The 23145-nt window shown below is 70.5% G+C and carries 28 protein-coding genes and 1 pseudogene; 13 read left to right on the top strand and 16 right to left on the bottom strand.

Annotated features, from left to right (window positions below):
* Positions 1-31 precede the first annotated feature (31 nt).
* The 3 genes from JOD64_RS08525 to JOD64_RS08515 form a co-directional block, all read right to left on the bottom strand.
* A complete protein-coding gene (locus tag JOD64_RS08525) occupies positions 32-1000 on the bottom strand; it encodes a carbohydrate ABC transporter permease (protein WP_204941740.1) in 969 nt (322 codons plus the stop codon).
* Between the two features lies 1 nt (position 1001).
* On the bottom strand, positions 1002-2048 hold the full coding sequence (locus JOD64_RS08520) for a carbohydrate ABC transporter permease (RefSeq protein WP_204941739.1): 1047 nt from the start codon (positions 2046-2048) through the stop codon (positions 1002-1004).
* 66 nt (positions 2049-2114) lie between these two features.
* Positions 2115-3458 carry an ABC transporter substrate-binding protein gene (locus JOD64_RS08515; protein ID WP_204941738.1) on the bottom strand — a complete coding sequence of 448 codons (1344 nt, stop codon included), beginning with the start codon at positions 3456-3458 and terminating at the stop codon, positions 2115-2117.
* Positions 3459-3708: 250 nt separating this feature from the next.
* On the opposite strand from JOD64_RS08515, the gene JOD64_RS08510 reads away from it, so the two are divergent.
* The gene (locus JOD64_RS08510; RefSeq protein WP_204941737.1) at positions 3709-4482 is read left to right on the top strand and encodes a M23 family metallopeptidase; all 774 of its coding nucleotides are present in this window, start codon (positions 3709-3711) and stop codon (positions 4480-4482) included.
* A gap of 57 nt (positions 4483-4539) precedes the next feature.
* Here the strand turns inward: JOD64_RS08510 and JOD64_RS08505 are convergent, their stop codons facing one another.
* From JOD64_RS08505 to JOD64_RS08485, 5 genes and pseudogenes are all read right to left on the bottom strand, one after another.
* Positions 4540-5034 (bottom strand): TspO/MBR family protein, encoded by a 495-nt coding sequence (locus JOD64_RS08505; RefSeq protein ID WP_204941736.1) that lies wholly within the window; start codon positions 5032-5034, stop codon positions 4540-4542.
* A 157-nt stretch (positions 5035-5191) separates the two neighbouring features.
* On the bottom strand, positions 5192-5338 hold the full coding sequence (locus JOD64_RS08500; protein WP_204941735.1) for a GPGG-motif small membrane protein: 147 nt from the start codon (positions 5336-5338) through the stop codon (positions 5192-5194).
* Positions 5329-6105, bottom strand: a complete 777-nt coding sequence (locus JOD64_RS08495) for a metallophosphoesterase family protein (protein ID WP_204941734.1) — start codon at positions 6103-6105, stop codon at positions 5329-5331. The genes JOD64_RS08500 and JOD64_RS08495 overlap by 10 nt, the downstream gene beginning before the upstream one ends.
* A 10-nt stretch (positions 6106-6115) precedes the next feature.
* Positions 6116-6391, bottom strand: a complete 276-nt coding sequence (locus JOD64_RS08490) for a hypothetical protein (RefSeq protein ID WP_204941733.1) — start codon at positions 6389-6391, stop codon at positions 6116-6118.
* Positions 6388-6975 (bottom strand): annotated as a pseudogene (locus tag JOD64_RS08485) (nucleotidyltransferase); the annotation flags it as partial. The pseudogene JOD64_RS08485 and the gene JOD64_RS08490, both read right to left, overlap by 4 nt.
* A gap of 191 nt (positions 6976-7166) precedes the next feature.
* On the opposite strand from JOD64_RS08485, the gene JOD64_RS08480 reads away from it, so the two are divergent.
* Positions 7167-7838 carry a nucleoside/nucleotide kinase family protein gene (locus JOD64_RS08480; RefSeq protein ID WP_204945971.1) on the top strand — a complete coding sequence of 224 codons (672 nt, stop codon included), beginning with the start codon at positions 7167-7169 and terminating at the stop codon, positions 7836-7838.
* Here JOD64_RS08480 and JOD64_RS08475 read toward each other — a convergent pair.
* Complete coding sequence (locus JOD64_RS08475) at positions 7823-8515, bottom strand: SDR family NAD(P)-dependent oxidoreductase (protein WP_204941731.1); 693 nt, start codon at positions 8513-8515, stop codon at positions 7823-7825. The two genes, JOD64_RS08480 and JOD64_RS08475, sit on opposite strands and share 16 nt — an antisense overlap.
* A gap of 113 nt (positions 8516-8628) precedes the next feature.
* Between JOD64_RS08475 and JOD64_RS08470 the strand changes: the two genes are divergently transcribed.
* From JOD64_RS08470 to JOD64_RS08455, 4 genes are all read left to right on the top strand, one after another.
* Positions 8629-9645: an NAD-dependent epimerase/dehydratase family protein gene (locus JOD64_RS08470; RefSeq protein ID WP_204941730.1), complete on the top strand. Its 1017-nt coding sequence runs from the start codon at positions 8629-8631 to the stop codon at positions 9643-9645.
* A gap of 74 nt (positions 9646-9719) precedes the next feature.
* Positions 9720-10634, top strand: coding sequence for a MurR/RpiR family transcriptional regulator (locus tag JOD64_RS08465; RefSeq protein ID WP_204941729.1), 915 nt, complete (start codon positions 9720-9722; stop codon positions 10632-10634).
* Positions 10631-11587, top strand: a complete 957-nt coding sequence (murQ, locus tag JOD64_RS08460) for an N-acetylmuramic acid 6-phosphate etherase (RefSeq protein ID WP_204941728.1) — start codon at positions 10631-10633, stop codon at positions 11585-11587. Before JOD64_RS08465 ends, murQ begins: the two co-directional genes overlap by 4 nt.
* Positions 11588-11964: 377 nt before the next feature.
* The gene (locus tag JOD64_RS08455; RefSeq protein ID WP_204941727.1) at positions 11965-12954 is read left to right on the top strand and encodes a sigma-70 family RNA polymerase sigma factor; all 990 of its coding nucleotides are present in this window, start codon (positions 11965-11967) and stop codon (positions 12952-12954) included.
* 73 nt (positions 12955-13027) lie between these two features.
* Here JOD64_RS08455 and JOD64_RS08450 read toward each other — a convergent pair whose 3' ends face one another.
* Positions 13028-14005: a C40 family peptidase gene (locus tag JOD64_RS08450; RefSeq protein WP_204941726.1), complete on the bottom strand. Its 978-nt coding sequence runs from the start codon at positions 14003-14005 to the stop codon at positions 13028-13030.
* Positions 14006-14517: 512 nt separating this feature from the next.
* Here JOD64_RS08450 and JOD64_RS08445 point away from each other — a divergent pair.
* Positions 14518-15018 (top strand): DUF6232 family protein, encoded by a 501-nt coding sequence (locus JOD64_RS08445; protein WP_307813296.1) that lies wholly within the window; start codon positions 14518-14520, stop codon positions 15016-15018.
* A gap of 45 nt (positions 15019-15063) precedes the next feature.
* Here JOD64_RS08445 and JOD64_RS08440 read toward each other — a convergent pair whose 3' ends face one another.
* The gene (locus JOD64_RS08440) at positions 15064-15393 is read right to left on the bottom strand and encodes a DUF3817 domain-containing protein (protein WP_204941724.1); all 330 of its coding nucleotides are present in this window, start codon (positions 15391-15393) and stop codon (positions 15064-15066) included.
* A gap of 25 nt (positions 15394-15418) precedes the next feature.
* On the bottom strand, positions 15419-15841 hold the full coding sequence (locus JOD64_RS08435) for a hypothetical protein (RefSeq protein ID WP_204941723.1): 423 nt from the start codon (positions 15839-15841) through the stop codon (positions 15419-15421).
* A gap of 131 nt (positions 15842-15972) precedes the next feature.
* Here JOD64_RS08435 and JOD64_RS08430 point away from each other — a divergent pair, with 131 nt between their 5' ends.
* From JOD64_RS08430 to JOD64_RS08420, 3 genes are read left to right on the top strand one after another with little or no spacing between them, the layout of a single operon-like run.
* Positions 15973-16314, top strand: a complete 342-nt coding sequence (locus tag JOD64_RS08430; protein WP_204941722.1) for a DUF6158 family protein — start codon at positions 15973-15975, stop codon at positions 16312-16314.
* Positions 16314-16652 carry an SRPBCC family protein gene (locus JOD64_RS08425; RefSeq protein ID WP_204941721.1) on the top strand — a complete coding sequence of 113 codons (339 nt, stop codon included), beginning with the start codon at positions 16314-16316 and terminating at the stop codon, positions 16650-16652. Before JOD64_RS08430 ends, JOD64_RS08425 begins: the two co-directional genes overlap by 1 nt.
* Before the next feature lie 52 nt (positions 16653-16704).
* Positions 16705-17244, top strand: a complete 540-nt coding sequence (locus JOD64_RS08420; RefSeq protein ID WP_204941720.1) for a DUF1360 domain-containing protein — start codon at positions 16705-16707, stop codon at positions 17242-17244.
* A gap of 55 nt (positions 17245-17299) precedes the next feature.
* Here the strand turns inward: JOD64_RS08420 and JOD64_RS08415 are convergent, their stop codons facing one another.
* The 3 genes from JOD64_RS08415 to JOD64_RS08405 form a co-directional block, all read right to left on the bottom strand.
* On the bottom strand, positions 17300-17494 hold the full coding sequence (locus tag JOD64_RS08415) for a hypothetical protein (protein WP_204941719.1): 195 nt from the start codon (positions 17492-17494) through the stop codon (positions 17300-17302).
* A gap of 48 nt (positions 17495-17542) precedes the next feature.
* Entirely contained in the window at positions 17543-17776 is a 234-nt protein-coding gene (locus tag JOD64_RS08410) for a hypothetical protein (RefSeq protein WP_239560293.1), read from the bottom strand.
* Between the two features lie 316 nt (positions 17777-18092).
* The gene (locus tag JOD64_RS08405; RefSeq protein ID WP_204941717.1) at positions 18093-19187 is read right to left on the bottom strand and encodes a 3-deoxy-7-phosphoheptulonate synthase; all 1095 of its coding nucleotides are present in this window, start codon (positions 19185-19187) and stop codon (positions 18093-18095) included.
* A gap of 301 nt (positions 19188-19488) precedes the next feature.
* Between JOD64_RS08405 and JOD64_RS08400 the strand changes: the two genes are divergently transcribed.
* Positions 19489-19704, top strand: a complete 216-nt coding sequence (locus JOD64_RS08400) for a hypothetical protein (RefSeq protein WP_204941716.1) — start codon at positions 19489-19491, stop codon at positions 19702-19704.
* On the opposite strand, the gene JOD64_RS08395 is transcribed toward JOD64_RS08400, so the two are convergent.
* Positions 19671-20408, bottom strand: coding sequence for a phosphodiesterase (locus JOD64_RS08395; RefSeq protein ID WP_204941715.1), 738 nt, complete (start codon positions 20406-20408; stop codon positions 19671-19673). The two genes, JOD64_RS08400 and JOD64_RS08395, sit on opposite strands and share 34 nt — an antisense overlap.
* A gap of 101 nt (positions 20409-20509) precedes the next feature.
* Between JOD64_RS08395 and JOD64_RS08390 the strand changes: the two genes are divergently transcribed.
* Together JOD64_RS08390 and JOD64_RS08385 are read left to right on the top strand one after the other, a co-directional pair.
* Positions 20510-21799: a M16 family metallopeptidase gene (locus tag JOD64_RS08390; RefSeq protein ID WP_204941714.1), complete on the top strand. Its 1290-nt coding sequence runs from the start codon at positions 20510-20512 to the stop codon at positions 21797-21799.
* Positions 21796-23133, top strand: a complete 1338-nt coding sequence (locus tag JOD64_RS08385; RefSeq protein WP_204941713.1) for a M16 family metallopeptidase — start codon at positions 21796-21798, stop codon at positions 23131-23133. The genes JOD64_RS08390 and JOD64_RS08385 overlap by 4 nt, the downstream gene beginning before the upstream one ends.
* Positions 23134-23145: the final 12 nt, after the last annotated feature.

Raw genomic sequence — 23145 nt, 5'->3', positions numbered from 1 at the left:
CCGAGGGGCCGGGCGACGGTGGACGAGCGGGTCAGCCCTTGACGCTGCCGGCGAGCAGACCTCGCACGAAGAAGCGCTGCAGGGACAGGAAGACAATGAGCGGTACGACGATGGAGACGAACGCGCCCGCGGTCAACCGCTGCCACTCGTTGCCCCGGGTGCCGGCCATCTCGGCGAGCCGGACGGTGAGCGGGGCGGTCTCGTTGCCGCCGCCGGCGAAGATCAGTGCCACCAGCAGGTCGTTCCAGACCCAGAGGAACTGGAAGATGCCGAAGGCGGCCAGCGCCGGGGTGATCAGCGGCAGCACGATGGTGCGGAAGATCTTCGGGTGGGTGGCCCCGTCGACCCGGGCCGCCTCCATCAGGTCCCCGGGCAGCTGCGAGATGAAGTTGTGCAGCAGGAAGACGGCGAACGGGAGTGCGAAGCAGGTGTGCGCGAACCACACCTGGGCGAACTTCTGCTCGTCGACCAGGTCCCAGGCCGGCATCAGGGTGACGCCGCCGAGGGTGACGCCTGTGGAGAAGAACTTCAGCAGCGGCACCAGGGCCATCTGCAGCGGGACGATCTGCAACGCGAAGATCGCGATGTAGAGCCAGTCCCGGCCGCGGAACTTTATCCAGGCCAGCGCGTACGCGGCGAGGGATGCGAAGGCGAGCGGGAAGAGCACCGACGGGACGGTGATCGCCAGCGAGTTGATGAAGTAGCTGGCGAGCTGCCCGGAGGACGACGACCGGCCGAAGAGGACCTGCTGGTAGTTCTCCAGCGTGAACTGTGGGTTGGTGAACGCCGTCCACCAACCGGTCGTCTTGATCTCGTCCTCCGGCCGGAGGGAGGAGATGAGCAGACCGAAGGTCGGGATGGTCCAGACCACCGCGATGACGATCGAGACCAGCGTCGCGGTGCGGCTGTTCAACCGCTTACGGACCCGGCCGGCGGTGGTGGACGGGGTGCCGTCGGTCTTCTGGGTGCCGACGGCGACGGTCGGAGTTGCGGTCGTCATCTCAGCCCTCCCGCTGTTGACGGAGGTTGCGAATCTGGTAGATCACGACCGGGATGACCAGGATGAAGAGGAAGACCGCGAGTGCGGAGCCCTGCCCGTTCTGGCCGTACCGGAAGGCTTGGTTGTACATCTCGCTGGCGATCACGCTGGTGTCGTAGTTGCCGTTGGTCGCGGTCCGGACGATGTCGAAGACCTTGAGCGTGGCGATCGTGAGTGTCACCACCACGACGATCAGCGCCGGTCGGATGCTCGGCATGGTGATCTGCCAGAACATCTGCCACGGGCTGACGCCGTCGAGCCGGGCGGCTTCGACGATGTCGCCGGGGATCGCCTTGATCGCGGCGGAGAGCACCACCATGGCGAAGCCGGCCTGGATCCAGACCATGATGACGATCAGCAGCAGCGTGTTCAGGGGTGATTCCAGCAGCCACTGCTTCGGCTCACCGCCCAGGCTGACCACGATCTGGTTGAGCAGACCGATCTGGTCGCCCTCACCGCGGTAGGCGTAGACGAACTTCCAGATGATGCTCGCGCCGACGAAGGAGATGGCCATCGGCAGGAAGATCAGTGACTTGGCCACCGACTCGAACCGGGCCTTGTCCACCAGTACGGCGTAGATGAGGCCGAACCCGGTCGCGATCAGCGGGACCAGAACGACCCAGACCAGGGTGTTGATCAGGACCCGGACGATCGAGTCGTCGGAGAACATCCAGCCGTAGTTTCGCAGCCCCACCCAGTTGGTGCTGCCCGCGTCCATGAAGGAGAGCAGCGTGGTGCGGATGGCCGGAACGACCAACCCGACCGTGAGTAGTAGCAGCGTCGGCAGCAGGAAGAAGAGCGCGAAGAGTCCCTCCCCCTTGCTGCGTCGGCGGGGGAGCGGGGCGCCGCTGGCAGACGCGGTGACCAGCTGCGCCTCCCGGCGCCGTGCGAACCAGGCCGGCACCACGTCGAGAAGCAGGAGCAGACCGCCCACCACCACGACGAAAGCGATCAGCCCGTACATCAGCATGAGGAACTTCGGCTGTTCCTCCGCGAAGTCGAACTCCATCGACCCTCCCAGGTCCAGATCAGCCGGTGGGCCGGCCCGCGGGTGCGGACCGGCCCACCGCTCAGATCACTTCCAGCTGCTCTCGATGCCCTGGAGCACCGACGCGGTGTCCTTGCCGTTGATCCACTCGACCATGCCCTTCCAGAACGTCCCCGCGCCGACCGCGGCCGGCATCAGGTCGGATCCGTCGAAGCGGAAGACGCCGCTCTTGTCCTGGAGGATCTGGACGGAGAGCTTGTCGATCGGGCTGGCGACGTTGGCGATGTCCAGCTTGTTGTTCGCCGTGACCCAGTTGCCGAGCTTCGCGCGGCTGTTGACGTACTCGCTGGAGGCGAGGTACGTCTGCACCGCCTGCACCTCGGGGCGGTCGGTGTACCCGACGACGAACTCGCCCGCGCCGAGCACCGGCTTGCCCTTGGCCGTGTCGATGGCCGGGAAGTAGAACGCGAACGCGTCACCGTCCTCGGCCACCTTGGTGCCCTCGGGGAACTGGTTGGCGTAGAAGGACGCCTGCCGGTGCATGGCGCACTTGCCGGTGGTGACGGGCAGTCCGGCCTCACCGAAGGCGGTGGTGCCGATGCTCTTCACGCCGCCGAAGCCGCCGTTCATGTACTTCTCGTTCTTCAGGATCGTGCCGGCCCGGTTGACCGCGTCGACGATCCGCGGGTCGTTGAACGGGATGGCGTGGGTGGTCCACTGGTCGTAGACCTCGGGACCCTGCGTACGCAGGATCACGTCCTCGATCCAGTCCGTGGCCGGCCAGCCGGTGGCGTCACCGGACTCGATGCCGGCGCACCACGGCTTGATGCCGCTCGCGGCGATCGTGTCGCTGAGCTTGATCAGGTCGTCCCAGCTGGTCGGGACCGTCCAGCCCTTCTCCTTGAAGAGCTTCGGCGAGTACCAGACGAAGGACTTCACGTTGGCGCCGAGCGGCACGCCGTAGAGGGTGCCGTTGACGGTGCCATACTTCAGCCAGTCGGCCGGCAGGTTCTGCTCGGCCATGGTCTTGGTGTCGGCCCCGAGGGACTTCAGCTTGCCGGCGTCGGCGAACCGCTTGACCAGACCCGGCTGGGGCACGAAGGCCAGGTCGGGCGCGTTGCCGCCGTCGACCCGGACCGGGAGCTGCGCCTCGAACTCGGCGTTGCCCTCATAGTCGATCTCGATGCCGGTGCAGTCCTCGAACGCCTTCCACGAGGTCCTGAGCAGGTCGGCCTCGGCGTCACGGATGGACGCGTAGATGGAGACCTTCTTGCCGTCGTGGCCCTCGTACTTGTCGTATGCGGCGCACTCCGCGGAGCCCGCGTTGTTGCTCTTCTTGTCGTCGCCGGTACCGCAAGCGGTGGCGCTGAGCGCCAGCCCGAGTACACCGGCGATCACGAAGGCCTGGCGTGGTCTGGTAAAGACCGCCATGCCGTCCTCCTTCCTAGCCGGCGCGGTCGTGCTGGTGACCCGTCGCCGGTCCGATTGGGCGTGCACACATGTAAGCGCTTGCATCCGATCCGGTCCACCCCCAGTCAGACACGAGCGAGTAACAATCCGGAAACCTCGGGGCCGCCTCGTGGGCGCGCTCCCGGACCGGATCTCGGGCCCTTTCGAAGATTGGCGATATCTGTCAGGCTGAGCGCACCTCATCGAAGGTTTTCAACATAGGAGGAGCTGCATGCGTAAGCGGTGGATCAGCCTGTTGGCGACGGGTCTGCTCGTCGCGGGAGTACTGACGCCGGCGAGCCCGGCCCTGGCCGCGCCGACGTTCAAGGTGCCGTTCCCGTGCGGCCAGTCCTGGTCCGGGCAGACCAGGTCGGATCACAGCCCGGCGTACGCCGTCGACTTCAACCGCACCGACGATCTCGGTGACCCGGTGGTGGCCAGCGCCCCCGGCACCGTCGACCGGGTGACCGACCTCGGCGGCACCAGCTACGGCAAGTACGTGCGGATCAACCATGGGGGCGGTTACAGCACCTACTACGCCCACCTCAACGGCTTCAACGTCTCGGTCGGGCAGACGGTCGCCTACGGCAAGGTGCTCGGCTGGGTCGGCAGCACCGGCGGCTCGACCGGGCCACACCTGCACTACGAGCAGCGCCTCAACGGCAACGACATCCAGGTCCGGTTCAACGGCACCCTCGCCCTGTACTGGGGCAGCAAGAGCTACAGCAGCAACAACGGCTGCTCCTCGGGCAGCGGCAACGGCACGGTCGACACCAGCGGCACCCCATTGACCGTCCGTTCCGGCCCCGGCACCGGGTACGCCTCGGTGGGCACCGTCGCCGACGGCACCCGGGTGACCATCGCCTGCCAGACCAGTGGCACCACGGTCACCGGCACGTACGGCACCAGCTCGATCTGGGACCGGATCGGCTCCGGTCGGTTCATCGCCGACGCGTATGTGTACACCGGGCACGACGGCTACATCCCGAACGTCCCCCGCTGCTGAGGGCGGAACGACGATGGTCTCCGGCGGGCGGGCGGCCGCTCGCCGGAGACCCCTCGGTCAGGAGTTGAGCCGCCAGATCGACAGGTTCAGTGCGGCGGCGAAGGTGACCCAGGCCCAGTAGGGCAGCATCAGCGCGGCCGCGACCCGGGACACCCGGGCGAAAAGCACCACGGTGAGCCCGATCGCCAGCCACATCACCACGATCTCGGCGAACGCCAGCCCGTACTGCCCCGCGCCGAAGAACAGCGGGGTCCAGATCGCGTTGAGCACCAGTTGGGCAGCCCACGCCCAGAGGGCGGAAGAGAAGCCGACCCGGCGCCACACCAGCCAGCCGGCCACCGCGATCAGCACATAGAGCAGCGACCAGACCGGGCCGAAAAGCCACGACGGCGGCGCCCAGTCGGGTTGTCGCAGGGTCGCGTACTCGTCGGTGGTGCCCTGCACCCCCAGCCCGCCGATCGCGGCCGCGACGAAGACGGCCGCAGCGAAGCCGACGAGCGCCCACCAGGACCGCCGGGCGGAGTTGGCTCCCGTTTTCTGCGCTGTCTCCATGTTCGCGATATTTCCGCTTGCCGGAGGGGTCAAACTCGGGAACGGCCGAGGATGCGGACGAACAGCGCCGGGGCCGCTGCGACCGGCGCTCCTGTCGGGAGGACGAAGCTCTGGCCGCGGCGACCCCGGCGGGTCCCGGTGTTACAAGGTGCGGACGTCAATTGGTGAAGATGCTGACACCAGTCGGGCCGACCAACAGCCCGACGACGATGAGGACGATGCCCCACAGGATCTGCCGGCGGAACAGCGCAAGGATGCCGGCGACCACGAGTACGACTGCGATAATCCAAAGAATCAGCTCCATGACCTCTGGGTACCCGACGGGCCGAGCGGGGAAACCTGGTCGGTGTCGAGTTGATCGCCAACGTGGAAGACGCTGTACGCCTGCTTGATCACCGGGTGCGCGACGTTGCGGACGCGTATCCCGCCGGGGGTCGTGCCGCGCTCGGTGCCGGCATGCGCGTGCCCGTGCAGGGCCAGCGCTGTGGGCGCGGAGTCGATCGCCTGCCCCAGCTGGTACGACCCGAGGAACGGGTAGATCTCCAACGGTTCGCCGGCCAGCGTGTCCGGCACCGGCGCGTAGTGGGTGAGCGCGACCAGCATGTCGCAGTCCAGTGAGCGCAGCGCCGCGCCGAGGCGGTCCGCGCTGTCGGTGGTGGTCCGCACGAACGCCTTCATCTCCGGCTCGCCGAAGTCGCTCGCGCACCGCCCGGCGAACCCACCGCCGAAGCCCTTGACGCCGGCGATGCCGAGCCGGCCACCCGCGCAGTCCAACACCACGCCGTTACCCTCCAGCACGGTGATGCCCGCGTCCTCGAGCACCTTGACCACCTGCGGCACCTGGTCACACTGGTGGTCGTGGTTGCCCAGCACGGTCACGACCGGCACGGCCAACCCACCGAACTCCTCTGCCACGCAGCGCGCCTCGGCCTCGGTGCCGTGCCGGGTCAGGTCCCCGGCCAGCAGCAGCACGTCGGCGCACTCCGGCAACTCTTCCAACGCGGGTCGGAACCGGCCGACCACGTCCTCGTCCAGATGCACGTCACCCACAGCGGCGATCCGGATCACCATGGAACCTCCCTCAGGGCAGTTGCTCGATCTCCGTGGGCGCCTGGGCGCGGATCACCCCGATGTCGCTGGCGATCGGCACGTCAGGGAAGCGCTCGGACACCCGGCGCAGGATCTCCGCACGCCGGTGCGGGCTCTCCACCTCGCCGTAGAGCACGAGGGCGCGGTCTCGTCGGACCACGGTGATCCCTTGTTCGGCGACGGCGGGGTCCTCGGCGAGCAGCCGCTGGATCTCCGCTTCGACGTACTCGTCCGGTGGCCCGGCGCCGATGTCGCGATGGTGGGTCACGATGTCCCCTCTCCTGGCTGGGTGCCGACGGACGGCACCACTTCCAGCCGGTCCAGCAGCACCAGGAACGCCTCCGCGTACGGCGAGTGCTGCGTCTCCTTGCGTACCCGCTCCCAGTCGATCTGCTCCCGCAGCGACCGGGCCAGCGGCAGGCCGCGGGCGAAGTCGCAGTAGTGCTGGGAGAAGCTGAGCAGTTTGTGCACCATCAGCTGGGTGGCGGACAGGACCGGCATGTGGATCGCGTCCACCGGCCGGATGACCGTGTCGGCGAACGTCTCCTCGGTGACCGGTGTCTCGATCGGCCGATGGATGAGGTCCACCATCCGGTCGTCGTCGAAGACCTTGACCAGCCAGTCCTCCGGTGGGCGCTGAGCGACGAAGCCGGCGGCCACCAGGGCCTCCAGCGCCTGTTCCACGTCGGCCTCCCGGATCAGGAAGTCGACGTCGTGCTCACTGGAGTGGCCCCCGTGGGCGTACACGGCGAAGCTGCCGCCCAGGGCGAACGGGATCTCGGACTGCTTGAGCACGGCGGCGACCTTCTTGAGGGTGTGCACCAGACTCTCGTCTCCGTGCTCAGCCATCTGGTTCTCCCGTCGTCGTGTCGCGTCGTCTGTCGGTGGAACGGCGGTTGGCTTTCAGACTCCGGTACCCGGCATTACGGTCGGCCACACCTGGTTCTGTCGCGGTTGGGCGTCAACAGGGATGAAACACCGCAAACCTCGCGGACCAGATGCATGCGTCGGATAACCTGTGGAGGGTGGCCAGATCATCGGGGATGCGACGCGGCAGGGCCCGTTTGCGCACCGTCGCCCTGATCGGCATCGACGGTTCAGGCAAGACCACTCAGGCACACCGACTGGCCGACGCGCTGACGGCCGCCGGCCGCCCCGCGAAATACCGCCGCAACGCCAGCGGGCGTCGTTGGCTCGCCCGCCTCGCCCACCGACTCGGGCGGCCCGACGCACAACGGCTCGTCGGGCGCGACGGGGTGCTGGCGGTGGAGTCCGTGCTGCGCTGGCTCGCCATCGCCGCAGCCCTGCTCAGTTGCCTGCTCACCGGCCGGACGGCAGTGATGGACCGCTACTCGGCCTGCCAGTACGCGAGCATCCGGGCGAACGGCGGGCAGCGCTGGGAGCGGCTCGCCCGGGCCGGCTACCGGCTGTTCCCGACACCGGAGGTGACCTTCCTCCTCACCGTCGACCCGGCGGAGGCGTACCGGCGCATCGAGGAGCGCGGCACCGATCACGAGACGATGGGCTGGCTGACCGCGGCGGACACCGCCTACCGGGCCCTGCCCGAGTACCCGAGCTTCGTGCTGGTGGACGCGGACCGGCCAGCCCAGGAGGTGACCGAGCAGATCCAGGCGTACCTGGGAACCTGGCTGCCGCCGTCCCCCGGGACGACGCAGGATGATGGTGGCTCGTTGACGGCTCAGGCCCGACCGTAGACCGGGACGGTGGCGCCGCTGGTCGGGGCCGACTCGGTCGACGCGAGGAATCGGATCACCGTCGCGATCTCCGCCGGGGCCACCCAGCGGGAGTGGTCGGCGTCCGGCTGGGCGGCCCGGTTCGCCGGGCTGTCGATGACGCTGGGCAGCACGGTGTTGCAGCGCACGTTGCGGGACCGGTACTCCACCGCGACCGCGTTGGCGAAGGCCAGCACCGCCGCCTTGGCCGTCACGTAGCCGGCCGCGCCGGGGAAGGGGGCGACCGCCGCGCGGGCCGAGACGCAGACCACCGCGCCGCCGCCGGCTGCCACCAGGTGGGGCAGCGCGGCCTGGGTGACCAGGTAGGTCGGCCGAAGGTTGAGGGTGAGCATCCGCTCGAACTCCTCGATCGGCGTCTCGTGCACCAGTCCGCCGCTGGCGTACCCACCGACGAGGTTGACCACCGCCCGCAGTGGCGCGGCCGGCTCCCCGGCGGCGGCCTCGACCGCACGCGCCGCGCCCGCCGGATCGCTCAGGTCCGCGCTCAGCCGGACCAGCCCGTCCGCCGCCGGGTCCGAGCCGGGTCGGGGCTGCCGCTCCGGTACGACCACCCGCCAGCCCGCCTCGACGAACGCGGTGACAACCGCCCCGCCGAGCCCGCCGGTACCTCCGGTCACCAACACGCTGCGCTCCGCCATGCGCGTCACGCTAGCGCCTCCTGCGTCGCGATCCTCTCGGCGGCCCACTGCCGGCGCTCTGCCGAGAGCAGAGCGGCTGGCTGAAACACCCGTCGGCAACGCAGGATCAACGGATGCGGATCCTCATTCTCGGTGGCACCCGGTTCCTCGGCCGGGCGGTGGCCCAACTCGCCGTCGACCAGGGTCACGACGTGACCTGCGCGGCCCGGGGAGTGTCCGGAGTCGCGCCGGACGGGGTCCGGTTCGTGCCGGTCGACCGGGACGATCCCGAGGCGTTGGTGCGGCTCGCCGGCGAAAGCTTCGACGCGGTGGTCGATGTGACCCGCCAGATCAGTCACGCCAGGTACGCGCTCGCCGTGCTCGCCGACCACGTCGGACACTGGTCCTTCGTGTCGACGATCTCGGTGTACGCGGACAACACCACCCCGGGTCAGACCGCGACGGACGCACCGGCGCTGCCACCGGCCCCGCCGGACGTGGACGGTCCGGTGGGGCCGGACCACCGCTGGTACGGCGAGTGCAAGGTGAGCATCGAGCGGCTGGTCCGGGATCGGATGGGTGTGGACCGTTCGTTCATCTGCCGGGCGGGGCTGATCGTCGGCGCCCAGGACCCGAGCGACCGCTTCCCGTACTGGGTGCGTCGGCTGTCGGCCGGTGGGGAGGTCCTCGCACCCGGCAGGCCGAGCGACCGGGTGCAGTTCGTGGACGTGGCCGATCTGGCCGGCTGGTTGCTGCACGCCGCCGACACCCGCCTCGGCGGCACGTACGACGGCATCGGGCCGGCGATGTCCCGGGCCGATCTGCTGAACGGGGTCGCCGCCGGGCTGGGTGTGGCGGATCCGGTCCTCACCTGGGTCGACCAGGAGTTCCTGCTGGCCCACGACGTACGCGAGTGGTCGGGGGAGCGGGCGCTGCCACTCTGGGTGCGGCTGCCGGAGTCCGCCGGCCTGATGGACCGGGACGCCCGACCGGCTCTGGACGCCGGGCTGGCGGTCCGTCCGCTGTCCGACACCGTTCGGGCGACCGCGTCCTGGATGAGAGCACACCCGGCCGCCGTACGGCAGAGTGGACTCGACCCGGCGGATGAGGTGGCGGTACTGCGGCAGTGGCAGGCTGTGCGGGCCCGGTGATTCCGGCCGACGACTGCATCCCCACCCGGCCTGTCATAGTTGACGCTCACGCTTGGTGAAAGTAAGTTTCACCCGTGGCGAAGAGTCCGAAGATTTCTGCGAGTCAGGAGCCCGGTGGGCTGATCGTCCACATCAGCGGGCTGTTGCCGTCGCTGTCGCCCGCCGAGCAGCGGGTTGCTCGGCTGGTCGTGTCCGACCCGGCCGCCGCCGCACGGCGGACCATCACCGACCTCGCCACCGCCGCGGAGACATCCGAGGCGACCGTCATCCGGTTCTGCCGTTCGGTGGGCATGGACGGTTATCCCCAGCTGCGCATCCGGCTCGCCGCCGAGGCCGCCCGCCGGATCGAGCCACCGGACGCCCGGGTGGTCGGCGGAGACATCCCGCCCGGCGCCGACCTCGCCCAGATCATCGCCACCATCGCGTTCAACGACGCCCGCGCGGTCGAGGAGACCGCCGAGCAACTCGACCCGGCCGCCTGCGAGCAGGTCGTCGAGGCGATCAATGGCGCCGGTCGGATCGACATCTACGGCGCCGGCGCCAGCGGCTTCGTCGCTTCCGACTTCCAGCAGAAGCTGCACCGCATCGGCCGGATCGCCTTCTACTTCCCCGACGTGCACACCGCGCTGACCTCGGCCGCACTCCTCGGCCGCGGAGACGTGGCGTTCGGCATCTCGCACACCGGCACCACCTCTGACGTGATCGAGGTGCTGGAGCAGGCCCGTACGCGGGGTGCGGTCACCGTGGCGCTGACAAATTTCCCGCGCTCGCCGATCACCGAGGTGGCGGACTTCGTGTTGACCACGGCCGCCCGCGAGACCACCTACCGCTCCGGCGCGACGGCCAGCCGACTGGCCCAGCTCACCGTGGTCGACTGTCTCTTCGTCGGGGTGGCCGCCCGCAATCGGTCCCGGGCCCGCAAGGCCCTCGAGGCGACAGCCGAGGCGGTCCAGTCGCACCGGGTGGGTGCCAACCGGAGGCGGGCATGACGGCCGGTGCGGTGGAGCCGGACGAGGACATGCCAGCACCGTCTGCCCGCCCGACGGTCCGGGTGGGCGCACCCACCGAACGGCGCAACCCGCTCAGCGTCGACCTCGACCTGATGTCGACCCGGGACGTGCTCACCGTCATCAACGAGGCCGACCGGCGGGTGCCGGCGGCGGTCGCCGCAGTGCTCGACGAGATCGCCACCACCGTCGACCTGGCGGTGGCGGCGCTGCTCGGCGGTCACCGGGTGCACTACTTCGGGGCCGGCACCTCCGGCCGGCTGGGCGTGCTCGACGCGGCCGAGCTCGCCCCCACCTTCAACTCGCCCCGGCACTGGTTCTGCGCCCACCTCGCCGGCGGCCCGGACGCCATGTTGCGGGCCGTCGAGGATGCCGAGGACGACGACCGGGGAGGCGCGGTCGAGGCGGCCAGTTGTGTGCGCGCCGGTGACCTGGTGGTTGGTCTGGCGGCCAGCGGACGCACCCCGTACGTCCTCGGGGCGCTCGCCGCGGCCCGCGCCAAGGGCGCTTCCACGGTGCTGGTCTGCGCCAATCCGGAGGCGGAGGCCGCCCGGTCAGTGGACGTGTTCATCGGGGTGGACACCGGACCCGAGGTGGTCACCGGGTCGACCCGGATGAAGGCGGGCACGGCGCAGAAGTTGGTGCTCAACGCGTTCTCGACCGCCGTCATGGTGCGACTGGGGCGGGTCTACTCGAACCTCATGATCGATATGGTGGCCACCAACGCGAAGCTCCGTGGCCGAATGATCTCGATTCTGGTCGAGGCCACCGGTTGCTCGGAGGAGGTCTCCCGGCAAGCCCTCACCGAGGCTGACGGTGACCTGAAGACGGCACTCGTCTCCCTGGTGTCCGGTGCCGAGGTCGAGGCCGCCAGGGCCGCGCTGGCCCGCTCCGCCGACCAGGTACGCGGGGCCCTCGCCCTGCTCGCGACCTAGCCGCACGCGCCCCGGGAAGCGAACGGGGCTTCGGATTGTTCATCTGGCCGGGGGGTAATAACACTCCCGTGGATGAACCGACCGGTCCCCCGGTGCGTATCTGGCAGTGACCAGGATCGCAGCGTGGTGGTGACCCGGGTCGCTGTGCCCCCACGGCGGGCGGTGTTGCCATGGTGCGGTAACCCGCACGTGGTGCCCAGCGGCGAGCCACCCGACGGGATGCTGACAGCAAACATGGACCGTGCTCTCAGCTACTACTCAGGCATTCGTGACACTTTCGACTCACGACATGGAATCCCCGGCACGTCTCATCTGTTGTGTAGGTGTCAGCACCGATGGGCACAGCAGAAGTTACCAGGGGTTGACGGACGTGGGGAATGGCAAGGAACCGGGCAACCGGCGCGAGCGAGGGGACCGTGGGCAACGTGGACAAGAACATCGGCATGCGCACCGATCAGGTGGCCGAGGAGCGCGACCTGGTCGGCGTCTACCTGCACGAGATCTCCCGGACGCCACTGCTGGACGCCGCCCGGGAGGTCGAACTCTCCAAGGCGATCGAGGCCGGCCTCTACGCCGAGCACCTGCTCGGTGAGGACGCCGTCCGCGCTGGTGTCGACCGGGCCGACCTGGAGTGGCTGGTCGTCGAGGGGGAGCGCGCGAAGGACCTCTTCATCCGCGCCAACCTCCGACTGGTCGTGTCGATCGCCCGCCGCTACGTGCGGTCGGGCATGCCCATGCTGGACCTGATCCAGGAGGGCAACACCGGCCTGGTCCGGGCGGTCGAGAAGTTCGACTACGAGCGTGGTTACAAGTTCTCCACCTACGCCACCTGGTGGATTCGCCAGGCGATCAGCCGGGCGATCGCCCAGCAGGAGCGCACCGTGCGTCTGCCGGTGCACCTCGTGGAGGACGTCAACCGGATGCGCAACGTGGCCCGGCAGTTGACTCGTGAGCTGGGCGCCGACCCGGAGCCGGAGCAGATCGCGGCCTCCCTCGGCGTCACCGTCGAGCGGGTCAACGAGCTGCGCCGCTGGTCGCAGGACACCGTGTCGCTGGACACGCCGGTCGGCGACGACGGCGACACCAGCCTCGGCGACCTGGTCGCCGACAGTGACGCGCCGTCGCCGGAGGACATCGTCCTCAGCGGCCTGGAGCGACAGCGCATCGAAGGGCTGCTCAACCACCTCGACGACCGGTCCGCCGGCATCATGCGGGCCCGCTACGGGCTGGAGGACGGCCGGGAGCACTCGCTCACCGAGGTCGCGTCCCGGTTCTCGCTGTCCCGCGAGCGGATCCGACAGCTGGAGATCCAGGCCCTCGGTCGGCTGCGTGAGCTGGCCCGGGCGGAGGGGCTGCAGGCAGCCTGACCTGGTAGCAACGACGGCGAACGGCCGGCGTCCGATAGGGGGACGCCGGCCGTTCGCCGTCAGCCGGTCGTTACTAGCGAACCCGGCCGTAGCCCTGGATGGACATCATGTTCATCCCCCGTTTGAGCACGTTGCGACCGGCGCTCGGCGCGTCGATCACCTGGCCGTCACCCACGTAGAGGGCGACGTGCCCGAGCCCGCTGTAGAAGACCAGGTCACCCGGGCGTAAATCACCCCGGCCGATGTGGGCGACCGCGCTCCACTGCATGCGGGTGTTGTGTGGCAGGGACTTCCCGGCCGCCCGCCAGGCCGCCAAGGTCAGCCCGGAACAGTCGTAGCCGTTCGGCCCGTCGGCTGCCCAGACGTACGGCTTGCCCACCGCTCCGAATGCGTAGCGCACGGCGGCACCGGCATCACCGGCCACCGCGGGCACGTTCTTGGCCTCGGCCGCCGCGGCCTTGGGTTCGGGTCGCTCGGTGGCCGCCCCGTACGCCTGCCGGCGCAGCTCGTACAGCTTGGCCAGGTCCCGTTCGATCTGCTTCTTGCCGGCCGCGAGCTGGCGGGCCTGCGCGGCCTGTCGGACCAGGGTGGCGTCCAGGCCGGCTTTCTCGTCGAGCAGCCGCCGTTGGTCGGCGGTGAAGCCGGAGATGCGCTCCTGCCGCTGGCGGGTCAGTTGGTCGATCGTGCCAAGCCGGTCCAGCAGCCCGGAGGCGCCGCCGGGATGCAGCAGGGCGTCCGCGGTACGTAGGGCGCCGCTCTTGTACGCGGTGTTGGCCAACTCGGCCACATCGGCCCGGCTCTGCTGGGCCTGTTGCTCCAGTGGACCGATGCGGGCGTGTAATCGGGCCACCGCGGCCTCGTTTGTCTTGATCTCCTCACGCAGCTTGTTGTACGACTCGACGACCCGTTCCAACTCGGTGGAGGACGTCTCGATCCGGCGGGTCAGGTCGGCCGGGGACGGCTCGGCGTGGGCCGCCGCCGTCGGGGCGATCAGCGCGGCCGACATGCCGACCAGCGCCACGGTGCGCAGCAGGTTTCTCAGGGATGACAAGAGCGAAAGGCCCCTCTCCCACGGCCGCCGGGGCTGCTGACGCCCTCGGCGACACCGGCCGGAGCCATCCGGGCGGACGGCACTGGGCCGGACCGGCTTGCCCAACCTAACCCGGGACGGATGTCGCTCGCAGTTGAAGCAGGGGCGAAAGTTGGCGGAGATACAGGTCGGGTTCCTGCGTTGGGTGGCGTTGATGACACCTGCTGCGGTGCGTTCGCGCACCCGTTCAAGAGGCTTTTGACTGATATGTGACCTTCGTCGTTCCGGGCGTATGCCGCCGGAATCCTGCCGTCCATAACCGATAAAAGTTGAAATGGATGCTGTTTCTCGACGATGTCACCGGTTTGGGGGAGCTGTCGAGAGTTCGTAAATGCCCGGGCCGACTGGCGGGGCCACAACACAATGAAGGCGGAGCCGGGAATCCCGTCCGCGGAGAGCGACGTCCGTCACCAGCGGGTCAACCCGGCCAACCGTCCCCCGCGGGAGGAACCGTGGATCGTGAAGGCGCAAGTGTGCGACCGCCGCGAACGGTGCCGGGCGCCCGGTCGACCCTGCTGTACGCGCGGCCCGGCATCATCGTGACCGTCGACCGGTTCACCGTCGGCCGAACCAGTTACCGAATCGCCGACCTGACCCATCTGCGTACCACCCGAGGCCCGCACGACCGGATCGCCGTCCGGGCCGTCGTCATCACCGCCAGCATGCTCGGCGGTGTCGCGCTGCTGCTCGGCTTCACCGGCGGGCTGCAACGCCTGACCGCCGGGGCGTACCTCATCCTCGGCGCGGTGCTGCTGCTCCCCGCTGCGCTGGCCCTGGTCGGCGATCGCTGGCGCCCGCCGCCCCACGAGTTGTGGGGGTGGCACCGGGGAGCGGAGATGCTGCTGTTCAGCGCCGACGACGAGCGGCAGTTCGGCCAGGTCACCCGGGCGCTGTTACGGGCCCGGGAAGTCAACCGGTACGGCGGCTGGGTCGACCCGCTCGCGTCGGCCGACCCGTGGCGGCCCAGTCGCTGACACGACGGTGGGCCGGCGCCCAGGCGGCGTCGACCCACCGGCCGCTCAGCGGGCGACCGGCTCCGGAGCCCGTGTCGCCTGAGGCGCGGCCAGCCAGGCGCTGACCCGACGCTCGGCGAAGAACGAGACGAACGGCACGGTGCCGGCCAACATCACCAGCAGCATCCGCTTGAGCGGCCAGTCGGCTCGGCGACTGAGGTCGAACGCGGCCACCAGGTAGATCATGTAGAGGAAGCCGTGCGCCGGCCCCACCGTCTCCACCACTACGGCGTTGTCGAACACGTACTTCAGCGGCATGCCGATCACGACCAGCAGGATCAGCACCACGCCCACGATCCAGGCGATCACGCGGTACCGGGTAAGGGCAGCGCCCACCTTCGTCCGTCCTTCCGAGTCCGGCTCAGCCGGGATAGTCGCCGGGCCGGGCGCCCGGATTGGCGCTCAACCATGACAGGTAGTGGTTGTAAGCGGCCAGGTCCGTGTCCTCGACGGCGTCGGCGTCGGCCGACACGCGGGACACCCGCACCGGTCGGCGTACCGCCGGTCGGGACCCTGCGGTGACGACCGGTGCCGGCGCGTCGGCCGGATCCGCCGGCGGCGCGTCGGCCTCGTCCGCGCTGCGGCGGGCCAGCTTCACCTCGCGCCACCAGACGTAGACCACGAAGCCGGCGAAGATCGGCCACTCGACCGCGTACCCCCAGCTCAGGCTGTTGCCCGCGGCGGCCCGGCTGACCTGCCACCAGCCCAGCCCGAGGAAGCCCAGGGCCAGCACGACCATGGCCACGTGACGTGCGATCCACGTCGGGGTCCAGAGCCGCCTCATGGCATCGAGGGTACCGGGCACGGTGCCGGTCTCCGACACCGTGTCGTAGCTGTCGCACCGCCGAGAGGGTTTGGCGTCACCGCGCCTGGGCATTCGTCTAGACGCCAGCCCAAACGAGATCAAGGGGGGCGATGATGACCGGATCGGTACGTGAGGACGGCTTTGCGTCCAGCGGCAGCACGGACATGAGCCCGGAGCAGCGGGTGCCCGAGTGGGGCGGCGATCACCTGGACGACCCGGCGGGTGCCACGGGTCTCGACGGCGACCTGCTCGGCATCGACCCGACGGAGTTGACCGACGAGGACCTGATCCGCGAGATGCACAGCCTGCACCGCACCCGCCTGGATACCCTGCGGCACGCGGCGGACTCCGCACTCGCCAACCACCTACGGCGCACCGCGGAGCTGGAGACCGAGTACCTGGCCCGCCACCCGGGCCGGGAGGTGGACCCCAGCCGCCTGCGGGACTCCTGATGGGGGCGCGCGCGGTGCGCGGCATGTCCGCGCCACCCGAGGTGGTCTTCAACACGGCCACCGACCCCGACCGAGCCTCGGCCTGGCTGCCGGAGCCGCTGCGCGGCGACGGCAGCCCCGCCGCTGAGATCAGCGGCGAGGAGTTGCGGGCTCGATGGGGTGACGGCGACGCCGATGACTGGTCTGCCGAGATCCGGGTCGAGCCGGCGGATTCCGGCGGCGCCCGGATCCAGCTCGACCTGGCCGACGGGTCGGGCGGGCCGGGCCCGGACCAGTTGGCCGACGAGGCGCTCACCAACCTGGCACGCGAGGTCGCCGACAACCTCCAGGCTGGCTGAGCCGGCCGCGCGGGACGCGCGCCCGCACCACCACACGAAACGAGGAGACCGGGTGAGCGACACTGGCCTGCGACATAAGGCGACGCGGCTGCGTCGGGCGTACGCGCCGCACGAACACCGGCCGCTCGGCGGCTACCTGGCGGCGATGGGCGCCTACGCCGGGGTGACCGGGGCGCTCGCCGGCCTGGTCAAGGTGACCGGTCGGCCGGTGCCGGAGCGTCCCGCCCCGTCCGACGTGGTGCTGCTCTCCATCGCCACGCACAAACTGAGCCGGCTGCTGTCCAAGGACGCGGTGACCAGCCCGTTGCGGGCGCCGTTCACCCGCTACGACCGCCCGATCGGCAGCGGTGAGGTGATGGAGCAGGTCCGCGACTCGGGCAGCTCCACCCGGCACGCCATCGGCGAGTTGCTGAGCTGCCCGTTCTGCCTGGCGGTCTGGGTGGCCACCGGGCTGACCGGTGGCCTGGTGCTCGCGCCCCGACTGACCCGGCTGGTGGCCACCGCGCTGACGGCGGTCGCCGCGTCCGACTTCCTGCAGATGGCATACGCGACGGCGCAGCAGGCCGCCGAGGGTGGGCACGGCGACGACTGACGGAAGTGAACGGCAGCGGGGGCCGGCGGATGCCGGCCCCCGCTGCGCGTACGCCTCAGCGCTGCATGCCGGACCACCCGTGCGGCGACTCCGGTTCCCGCTCATCCTCGTCCGCCCCGGTGATGATGTCCCGATCCACGGCGGTGCGGTCGTGTTCGTTGGCGAAGTCCGGCTCCGGCGTGGTGTCCCTGCCCTTCGGCGGTTGACCCAGCGCCGACACCTTCTCGTCGTGGTCCTCGTGGTGCGTCATGTCGGTGTCCCTTCTGCATCGCTCAGGCGGTGGAACCGCCAAGGTCGCTCACGCGACGGAGCCGCCCAGCAGGTCGCTCGCCTCGTCCACCGAGTACTCGCCCTCGGGGAGCGCGTCGATGCGGGCGAGCAGGTCCGGCGGGAGCTCGGCGGCCACCGCCCGGCGGTAGATCTGTGCCTGGGTGACCCGCTCCTGCGCCCGGTAGATGTCGTCGAGCAGGTCGTCGAGGGCCTGGGTGTCCGGCTCGCCGGCCACGGATGCGTCGTCGGTCACGCCGATCAGCTACCCGGGCCGGAATCGGTCAAACGTCGCGCCGGGAAACCTCACGCTGAGCGGCTGGCCCATCTGCGTTGGGGGGACCTCACGCGGAGCCAGCCGGGGAAGTGGGCGTACAGACAGCGCCGCCCCCGGCCTTGTGGGCCGGGGGCGGCGCTGGTGTCGGTGTGCAGGTCGCCTCTCGGCGAGTGGCACTACGCGGCTCCAGCCGGACGGTATTCCGCGAAGGCTATTTAGGTGAGGCCCGGGGACACTGGACACACCGACACTCCGGTCAACGAGTCGACCCCCGCCGGTGTTCCACGCACCGAGGTGTCGGCCGTCACACCGTCGTTGGCAGGGTGGCCCGGCGAGCCTTCACCGCGGACGCCAGGTGGTCGAGCACCTCGGCGGTGTCGTCCCAGCCGAGGCAGGCGTCGGTGACCGACCGGCCGTACTCCAGCTCCCGGGTCGGGTCGAGGTCCTGCCGACCGGGCAGCAGGAACGACTCCAGCATCACGCCGGTGATCCCGCGCTGGCCGGCAGCCAGCTGGGCGGCCACGTCGGCGGCGACCAGCGGCTGGTTGCGGTGGTCCTTGCCGCTGTTGGCGTGACTGGCGTCGATCACCAGCCGCTCCGGCAACCCGGCCGCGCGGAGCAGGTCGAGTGCACCGCCAACCGACTGCGCGTCGTAATTGGGCCGACCGCCCCCGCCGCGCAGCACCAGGTGACCGTCCGTGTTGCCCCGGGTGTGCATGATCGCCGGGGTGCCGGAGAAGTCGATGCCGGGGAAGACGTGCGGCACCCCGGCGGCGCGGATCGCGTCCACCGCCGTGCCGATGCTGCCGTCCGGGCGGTTCTTCATGCCGATCGGCATGGACAGGCCGGAGGCGAGCTGGCGGTGCACCTGGCTCTCCACGGTGCGGGCGCCGATCGCGCCCCAGGCCACCGTGTCCGCGATGTACTGCGGGGTGATCGGGTCGAGGAACTCACAGCCCACCGGCAGGCCGACGCGGAGCACGTCGAGCAGCAGCGCCCGGGCCAGCCGCAGGCCGGTGTTGACGTCCCCGCTGCCGTCCAGGCCCGGGTCGTTGATCAGACCCTTCCAGCCGACAGTGGAGCGCGGCTTCTCGAAGTAGACCCGCATGACGATCAGCAGGTCATCGGCGAGCCGGTCCGCGGTGGAGCGCAGCCGCTGGGCGTAGTCGAGTGCGGCGGCCGGATCATGGACCGAGCAGGGGCCGACAACCACCAGCAGGCGGTCGTCCTCGCGGTCCAGCACGCGACCCACCTCGCGGCGGCCGCTGAGCACGGACGAGGCGAGCGGGGCGTCCAGGGGCAACTCGTGGTGCAGGAGGGCGGGCGTGGTCAGCGGCACGACACGGTCGATCCGCTGATCACTGACCCGATCGGTCTCCGGGGTCGTCACGGTGGGCATCCTTCCGCCGACCGTGCCCGGGGCCGGTGCCCGGGACGAGCCGGCTGCTCGTACGCAAAAGGGCAGGAACGACAGCTCCTGCCCAGCCGGCTCGGTCCGTGGTGACGTCAGTTCATGGTGAAGTCACCGGCTTGCGAGCCGGCTGTCTAAACCATCGATAGGAACGCGTCACCGGGCCAGCCTACCCGACCGGGCGGGCTGATCCGCAGTCGTCCCAAGATGCGCGCAGCGAACACCGCGTGCCGAAGGCCGCCCAGCGAACACCGCGTGCCGAGGGCGAGGTCGGGGTAACAGGGGTGCCATGACGGACGAGCAGAGCGATCAGGACCGGGTGGAGTCCCGGGCGCACCTCCTGCCCGAGGAGGCCACGGTGGGCAGCGACGACCCGGAGGCGCAGGCGGAGGCCATCCTCACCGAATCGGACATCCGTGAGGCGGACCAGAACGCGGCGCCCGACACGGTGCTGGAACGCCGTACTTCGGATCAGACGGTGGCCGCGGTCGAGCCGCCGGACTGAGCGGTCGACCGGCGTGCCCGGCGGGACCCCCGGTAGGTCTGCTCCCGCAGCCAGGCCAGCGGACCTGCCAGCCGTAGCTCGGGTGGCAGGTTGCGCACCGGGTCGAAGGCGAGCGCGGCGTCCTCCGCCGCACCGAGCTGGGCGCCGATGCTGACCTGCCCGACCGGCCGCCACGGCCCCACGGCGGACGCGATCGCGAGCACCAGGCGCGGCGTGTCCGTCCGGGTCGCGGCGGCCACCGTGGCCAGGCTGCAACCGAGGTCGACCGAGTCGGGGTCGGCCAGCGCGGCCAACCACAGTCGGCGCGGGCCCGCGCGGTAGCACATGATCGTGCTGTACGTCCCGGTGAAGCAGCGCCGGGGCAGCGGCAGGTTCCGCAGCACCGGGGCCGCGCCGCTGGAGCTGACCAGCAGGTCGAACGGTCGGTCGGCGTCACGGTGCAGGCGCACCGCGAGGCCCAGCACGTCTGGCCAACTGCCGGGCGTGGGCGTGCCCTTGGAGAGGCGGACGGTGGCCCGGTACCGACCGGGGTCGTCCAGCAGACCGACCCCGGTGGGTGGTCCGGGCGTACCCCAGATCACCGTCTCGCCGACGAACGAGCGACCGGCCGGATGCAGCAACCGGCCGCGGCGCCGCCGGCTGAGCGCGGCGCTGGCACGTTCGACGGCGGTGGCGGCCCGGGACGGGGGCGGGTTGACGGTCATGCCCCTCCGGTACCCCGACCGGCGGCCTCGATGCCCGGCGGTCGGCTCGCCGACCGCCCGCACGTCACCTTTCCGCCCACGAGATCGGATAGCGTCGGGGGATGCCCGAAAGCGGTTACCCCTGGCCCATCGAGACGTCCCGACTGGACAACGGCCTGCGCGTGGTGGTGAGTGAAGACCGCACCGCGCCGGCCGTGGCCGTCAACCTCTGGTACGACGTTGGTTCCCGGCACGAACCGGCCGGGCAGACCGGCTTCGCCCACCTCTTCGAACACCTGATGTTCGAGGGCTCGGTGAACGTGGCGAAGACCGAGCACATGAAACTGATCCAGGGCTCCGGCGGCTCGCTGAACGCCACGACCAACCCGGACCGGACCAACTACTTCGAGACGGTCCCGGCCGAGCACCTGGAGTTGGCGCTCTGGTTGGAGGCCGACCGGATGGGCGGCCTGGTCCCCGCGCTCACGCAGGAGACGCTGGACAACCAACGGGACGTGGTCAAGAACGAGCGCCGGCAACGCTACGAGAACGTCCCGTACGGGGACGCCTGGCTGCGCCTGTTGCCGCTGCTCTACCCGCAGGGACATCCGTACCATCACCCGACGATCGGCTCGATGGCTGACCTGAACGCCGCCGACCTCGCCACCTTCCAGTCGTTCCACCAGACCTACTACGCGCCCAACAACGCGGTGCTCACCGTTGTCGGCGATGCCACCGCCTCCGACGTGTTCGCGCTGGCCGACAAGTACTTCGGCGCGCTGCCCGCACGCGATGACATTTCCTCCGCCCCGGACGGCCGCAGCGTGCCGGCGACCGGGCAGACGGCCGTCGAGTCGGTCAGCGCCGACGTGCCGGCACCGCGGGTGTACGTCGCCCACCGCACCTACCCGTACGGCAGCCCGGGCTACAACGTGGCCACCGTTCTCGCCACCGTCCTCGGCAGCGGCCGGGGCAGCCGGCTCTACCAGCGGCTCGCCGACGGTGAACGGATCGCCCAGCCGGACCTGGTCGGGGCGTACGGGGTGGACCTCGCGCACGCCCCGGCACCGCTGATCGCCACCGCCACCGCCCGCGCCGGAGTGAGCGCCGAGCGGCTGGCCGAAGGGCTGGCCGAGGTCGTCGACGAGCTGGCCACCGTGCCGGTCACCGCCGCCGAGCTGGACCGGGCCAAGGCCATGCTCAGCACCGGGTGGTGGCGTCAGCTGTCCACGGTGGACGGCCGTGCCGATCTGCTCGGCCGGTACGCCACGCAGTTCGGCGACCCGGCCCGTGTCGTGGACCAGTTGCCGGCCCTGCTCGCGGTCACCGCCGAGCAGATCGCCGAGGCCGCCGCCGATGTGCTCGCCACCGACCGGGTGATCCTGACCTACCTGCCCGAGGAGACCTCATGACGTTGATCGCCGACCGTCCCGGCCCGGGTGCCGCCCGCCCGTACCGGTTCCCGCCGGTGGTGCGCCGCGCCGTGGCCGGCGGTCAGGTCGTCGCCGCACACCTGCCCGGGCAGAACCTCGCCGTTGCTCTGCTGCTGCTCGACGTGGGCGCGGGCCAGGAGCCGCTCGGCAAGGAGGGCCTGTCCGGGGTGCTGGCCAAGGCGTTGGAGGAGGGGACCGCACAGCGGGACGCCGCCGCTTACGCGCTCGCCGTCGAAGGGCTCGGCACCGCGTTGTCGACCGGGTTGGACTGGGACTCGTTCCAGGCCAGCGTGGTGGTCCCGGTGGACCGGCTCAGCGCGGCCGTGGAGCTGCTCGCCGAGGCTGTCCGGACGCCCCGGCTGGACCCTGCCGACGTGCGCCGGGTCCGTGACGACGAGGCGACCGCGCTGCGGATGGACTGGGCCAACCCGGGCCCGCGCGCCGACGCCGCGTTGCGCGCGGACCTGTTCGGTGCCCAGAACCGCTGGGGGCGCCCGATGCACGGCGACCCGGAGTCGGTCGCCGGGCTGGACGTGGAGGACGTGACGGTCTTCCACTCCGAGTGGTTCCTGCGCCCCGGCACCCTGATCGTCGCCGGCGACCTGGACCGGATCGACCTGGACGCGCTGGGCGCCGCGGCGTTCGCCGGCACCGGTGGCGGCCCGGCGGAGCGGGGCGGCCCGATCGAGGTGCCGTTGCACACCGGTCGGCGGATTATCCTGGTGGACCGGCCCGGCTCGGTGCAGTCCACGCTGCGGCTGGGCCACCCGTCGCCGTACCGGGCGCACCCCGACCACGTGCCGATGACGCTCGCCGGCACGGTGCTCGGCGGGGCGTTCACCTCCCGGCTCAACCACCTGCTCCGCGAGGTGCACGGCTACACCTACGGCATTCGGGGTGATTTTGCCTCGTCCCGGCGGTTCGGCCGGTTCGGGGTCAGCTCCGGCGTACAGACCGCGGTCACCGTGCCGGCCCTGGTCGAGGCGGTGGGGGAGATCAACCGTACCCAGGCCAGTGGGGTGACCGAGGACGAGCTGGCGGTGGCCCGCTCCTGGCGGGCCGGGCAGCTCTCGGTCGAGTTGCAGAGCCCTCGGGCGATCGCCTCCGCGCTGACCACGCTGGTGGTGCACGACCTGCCGGACGACTACCACGCCCGGTTGCGTGAGTCGCTGCTCGCCGCCGACGTGGACCAGGTCTCCGCGGCGGCGGCCACCCACCTGCATCCGGACGCGCTGACCCTGGTCGTGGAGGGCGACGCCGCCATCATCCGCGACGAACTAACAGCAGCCGCCCTAGGCGACCTCCTCCCCTGACAGTGAGGATGT

Source organism: Micromonospora luteifusca (genome assembly GCF_016907275.1).
In the GTDB taxonomy this organism is placed as follows: domain Bacteria; phylum Actinomycetota; class Actinomycetes; order Mycobacteriales; family Micromonosporaceae; genus Micromonospora; species Micromonospora luteifusca.
This window is presented reverse-complemented; position numbering and strand designations above follow the sequence as displayed.

What these genes read in the sequence shown, in the direction of transcription:
- JOD64_RS08495 (WP_204941734.1), bottom strand. Translation starts at nt 6,105, where the DNA reads ATGGTGATCCGGATCGCCGCTGTGGGTGACGTGCATCTGGACGAGGAC.
- JOD64_RS08455 (WP_204941727.1), top strand. Translation starts at nt 11,965, where the DNA reads ATGGCAAGGAACCGGGCAACCGGCGCGAGCGAGGGGACCGTGGGCAAC.
- JOD64_RS08515 (WP_204941738.1), bottom strand. Translation starts at nt 3,458, where the DNA reads ATGGCGGTCTTTACCAGACCACGCCAGGCCTTCGTGATCGCCGGTGTA.
- JOD64_RS08385 (WP_204941713.1), top strand. Translation starts at nt 21,796, where the DNA reads ATGACGTTGATCGCCGACCGTCCCGGCCCGGGTGCCGCCCGCCCGTAC.
- JOD64_RS08525 (WP_204941740.1), bottom strand. Translation starts at nt 1,000, where the DNA reads ATGACGACCGCAACTCCGACCGTCGCCGTCGGCACCCAGAAGACCGAC.
- JOD64_RS08415 (WP_204941719.1), bottom strand. Translation starts at nt 17,494, where the DNA reads ATGACGCACCACGAGGACCACGACGAGAAGGTGTCGGCGCTGGGTCAA.
- JOD64_RS08425 (WP_204941721.1), top strand. Translation starts at nt 16,314, where the DNA reads ATGGGGGCGCGCGCGGTGCGCGGCATGTCCGCGCCACCCGAGGTGGTC.
- JOD64_RS08505 (WP_204941736.1), bottom strand. Translation starts at nt 5,034, where the DNA reads ATGGAGACAGCGCAGAAAACGGGAGCCAACTCCGCCCGGCGGTCCTGG.
- JOD64_RS08435 (WP_204941723.1), bottom strand. Translation starts at nt 15,841, where the DNA reads ATGAGGCGGCTCTGGACCCCGACGTGGATCGCACGTCACGTGGCCATG.
- JOD64_RS08510 (WP_204941737.1), top strand. Translation starts at nt 3,709, where the DNA reads ATGCGTAAGCGGTGGATCAGCCTGTTGGCGACGGGTCTGCTCGTCGCG.
- murQ (WP_204941728.1), top strand. Translation starts at nt 10,631, where the DNA reads ATGACGGCCGGTGCGGTGGAGCCGGACGAGGACATGCCAGCACCGTCT.
- JOD64_RS08405 (WP_204941717.1), bottom strand. Translation starts at nt 19,187, where the DNA reads ATGCCCACCGTGACGACCCCGGAGACCGATCGGGTCAGTGATCAGCGG.
- JOD64_RS08475 (WP_204941731.1), bottom strand. Translation starts at nt 8,515, where the DNA reads ATGGCGGAGCGCAGCGTGTTGGTGACCGGAGGTACCGGCGGGCTCGGC.
- JOD64_RS08480 (WP_204945971.1), top strand. Translation starts at nt 7,167, where the DNA reads ATGCGACGCGGCAGGGCCCGTTTGCGCACCGTCGCCCTGATCGGCATC.
- JOD64_RS08400 (WP_204941716.1), top strand. Translation starts at nt 19,489, where the DNA reads ATGACGGACGAGCAGAGCGATCAGGACCGGGTGGAGTCCCGGGCGCAC.
- JOD64_RS08390 (WP_204941714.1), top strand. Translation starts at nt 20,510, where the DNA reads ATGCCCGAAAGCGGTTACCCCTGGCCCATCGAGACGTCCCGACTGGAC.
- JOD64_RS08500 (WP_204941735.1), bottom strand. Translation starts at nt 5,338, where the DNA reads ATGGAGCTGATTCTTTGGATTATCGCAGTCGTACTCGTGGTCGCCGGC.
- JOD64_RS08395 (WP_204941715.1), bottom strand. Translation starts at nt 20,408, where the DNA reads ATGACCGTCAACCCGCCCCCGTCCCGGGCCGCCACCGCCGTCGAACGT.
- JOD64_RS08430 (WP_204941722.1), top strand. Translation starts at nt 15,973, where the DNA reads ATGATGACCGGATCGGTACGTGAGGACGGCTTTGCGTCCAGCGGCAGC.
- JOD64_RS08470 (WP_204941730.1), top strand. Translation starts at nt 8,629, where the DNA reads ATGCGGATCCTCATTCTCGGTGGCACCCGGTTCCTCGGCCGGGCGGTG.
- JOD64_RS08520 (WP_204941739.1), bottom strand. Translation starts at nt 2,048, where the DNA reads ATGGAGTTCGACTTCGCGGAGGAACAGCCGAAGTTCCTCATGCTGATG.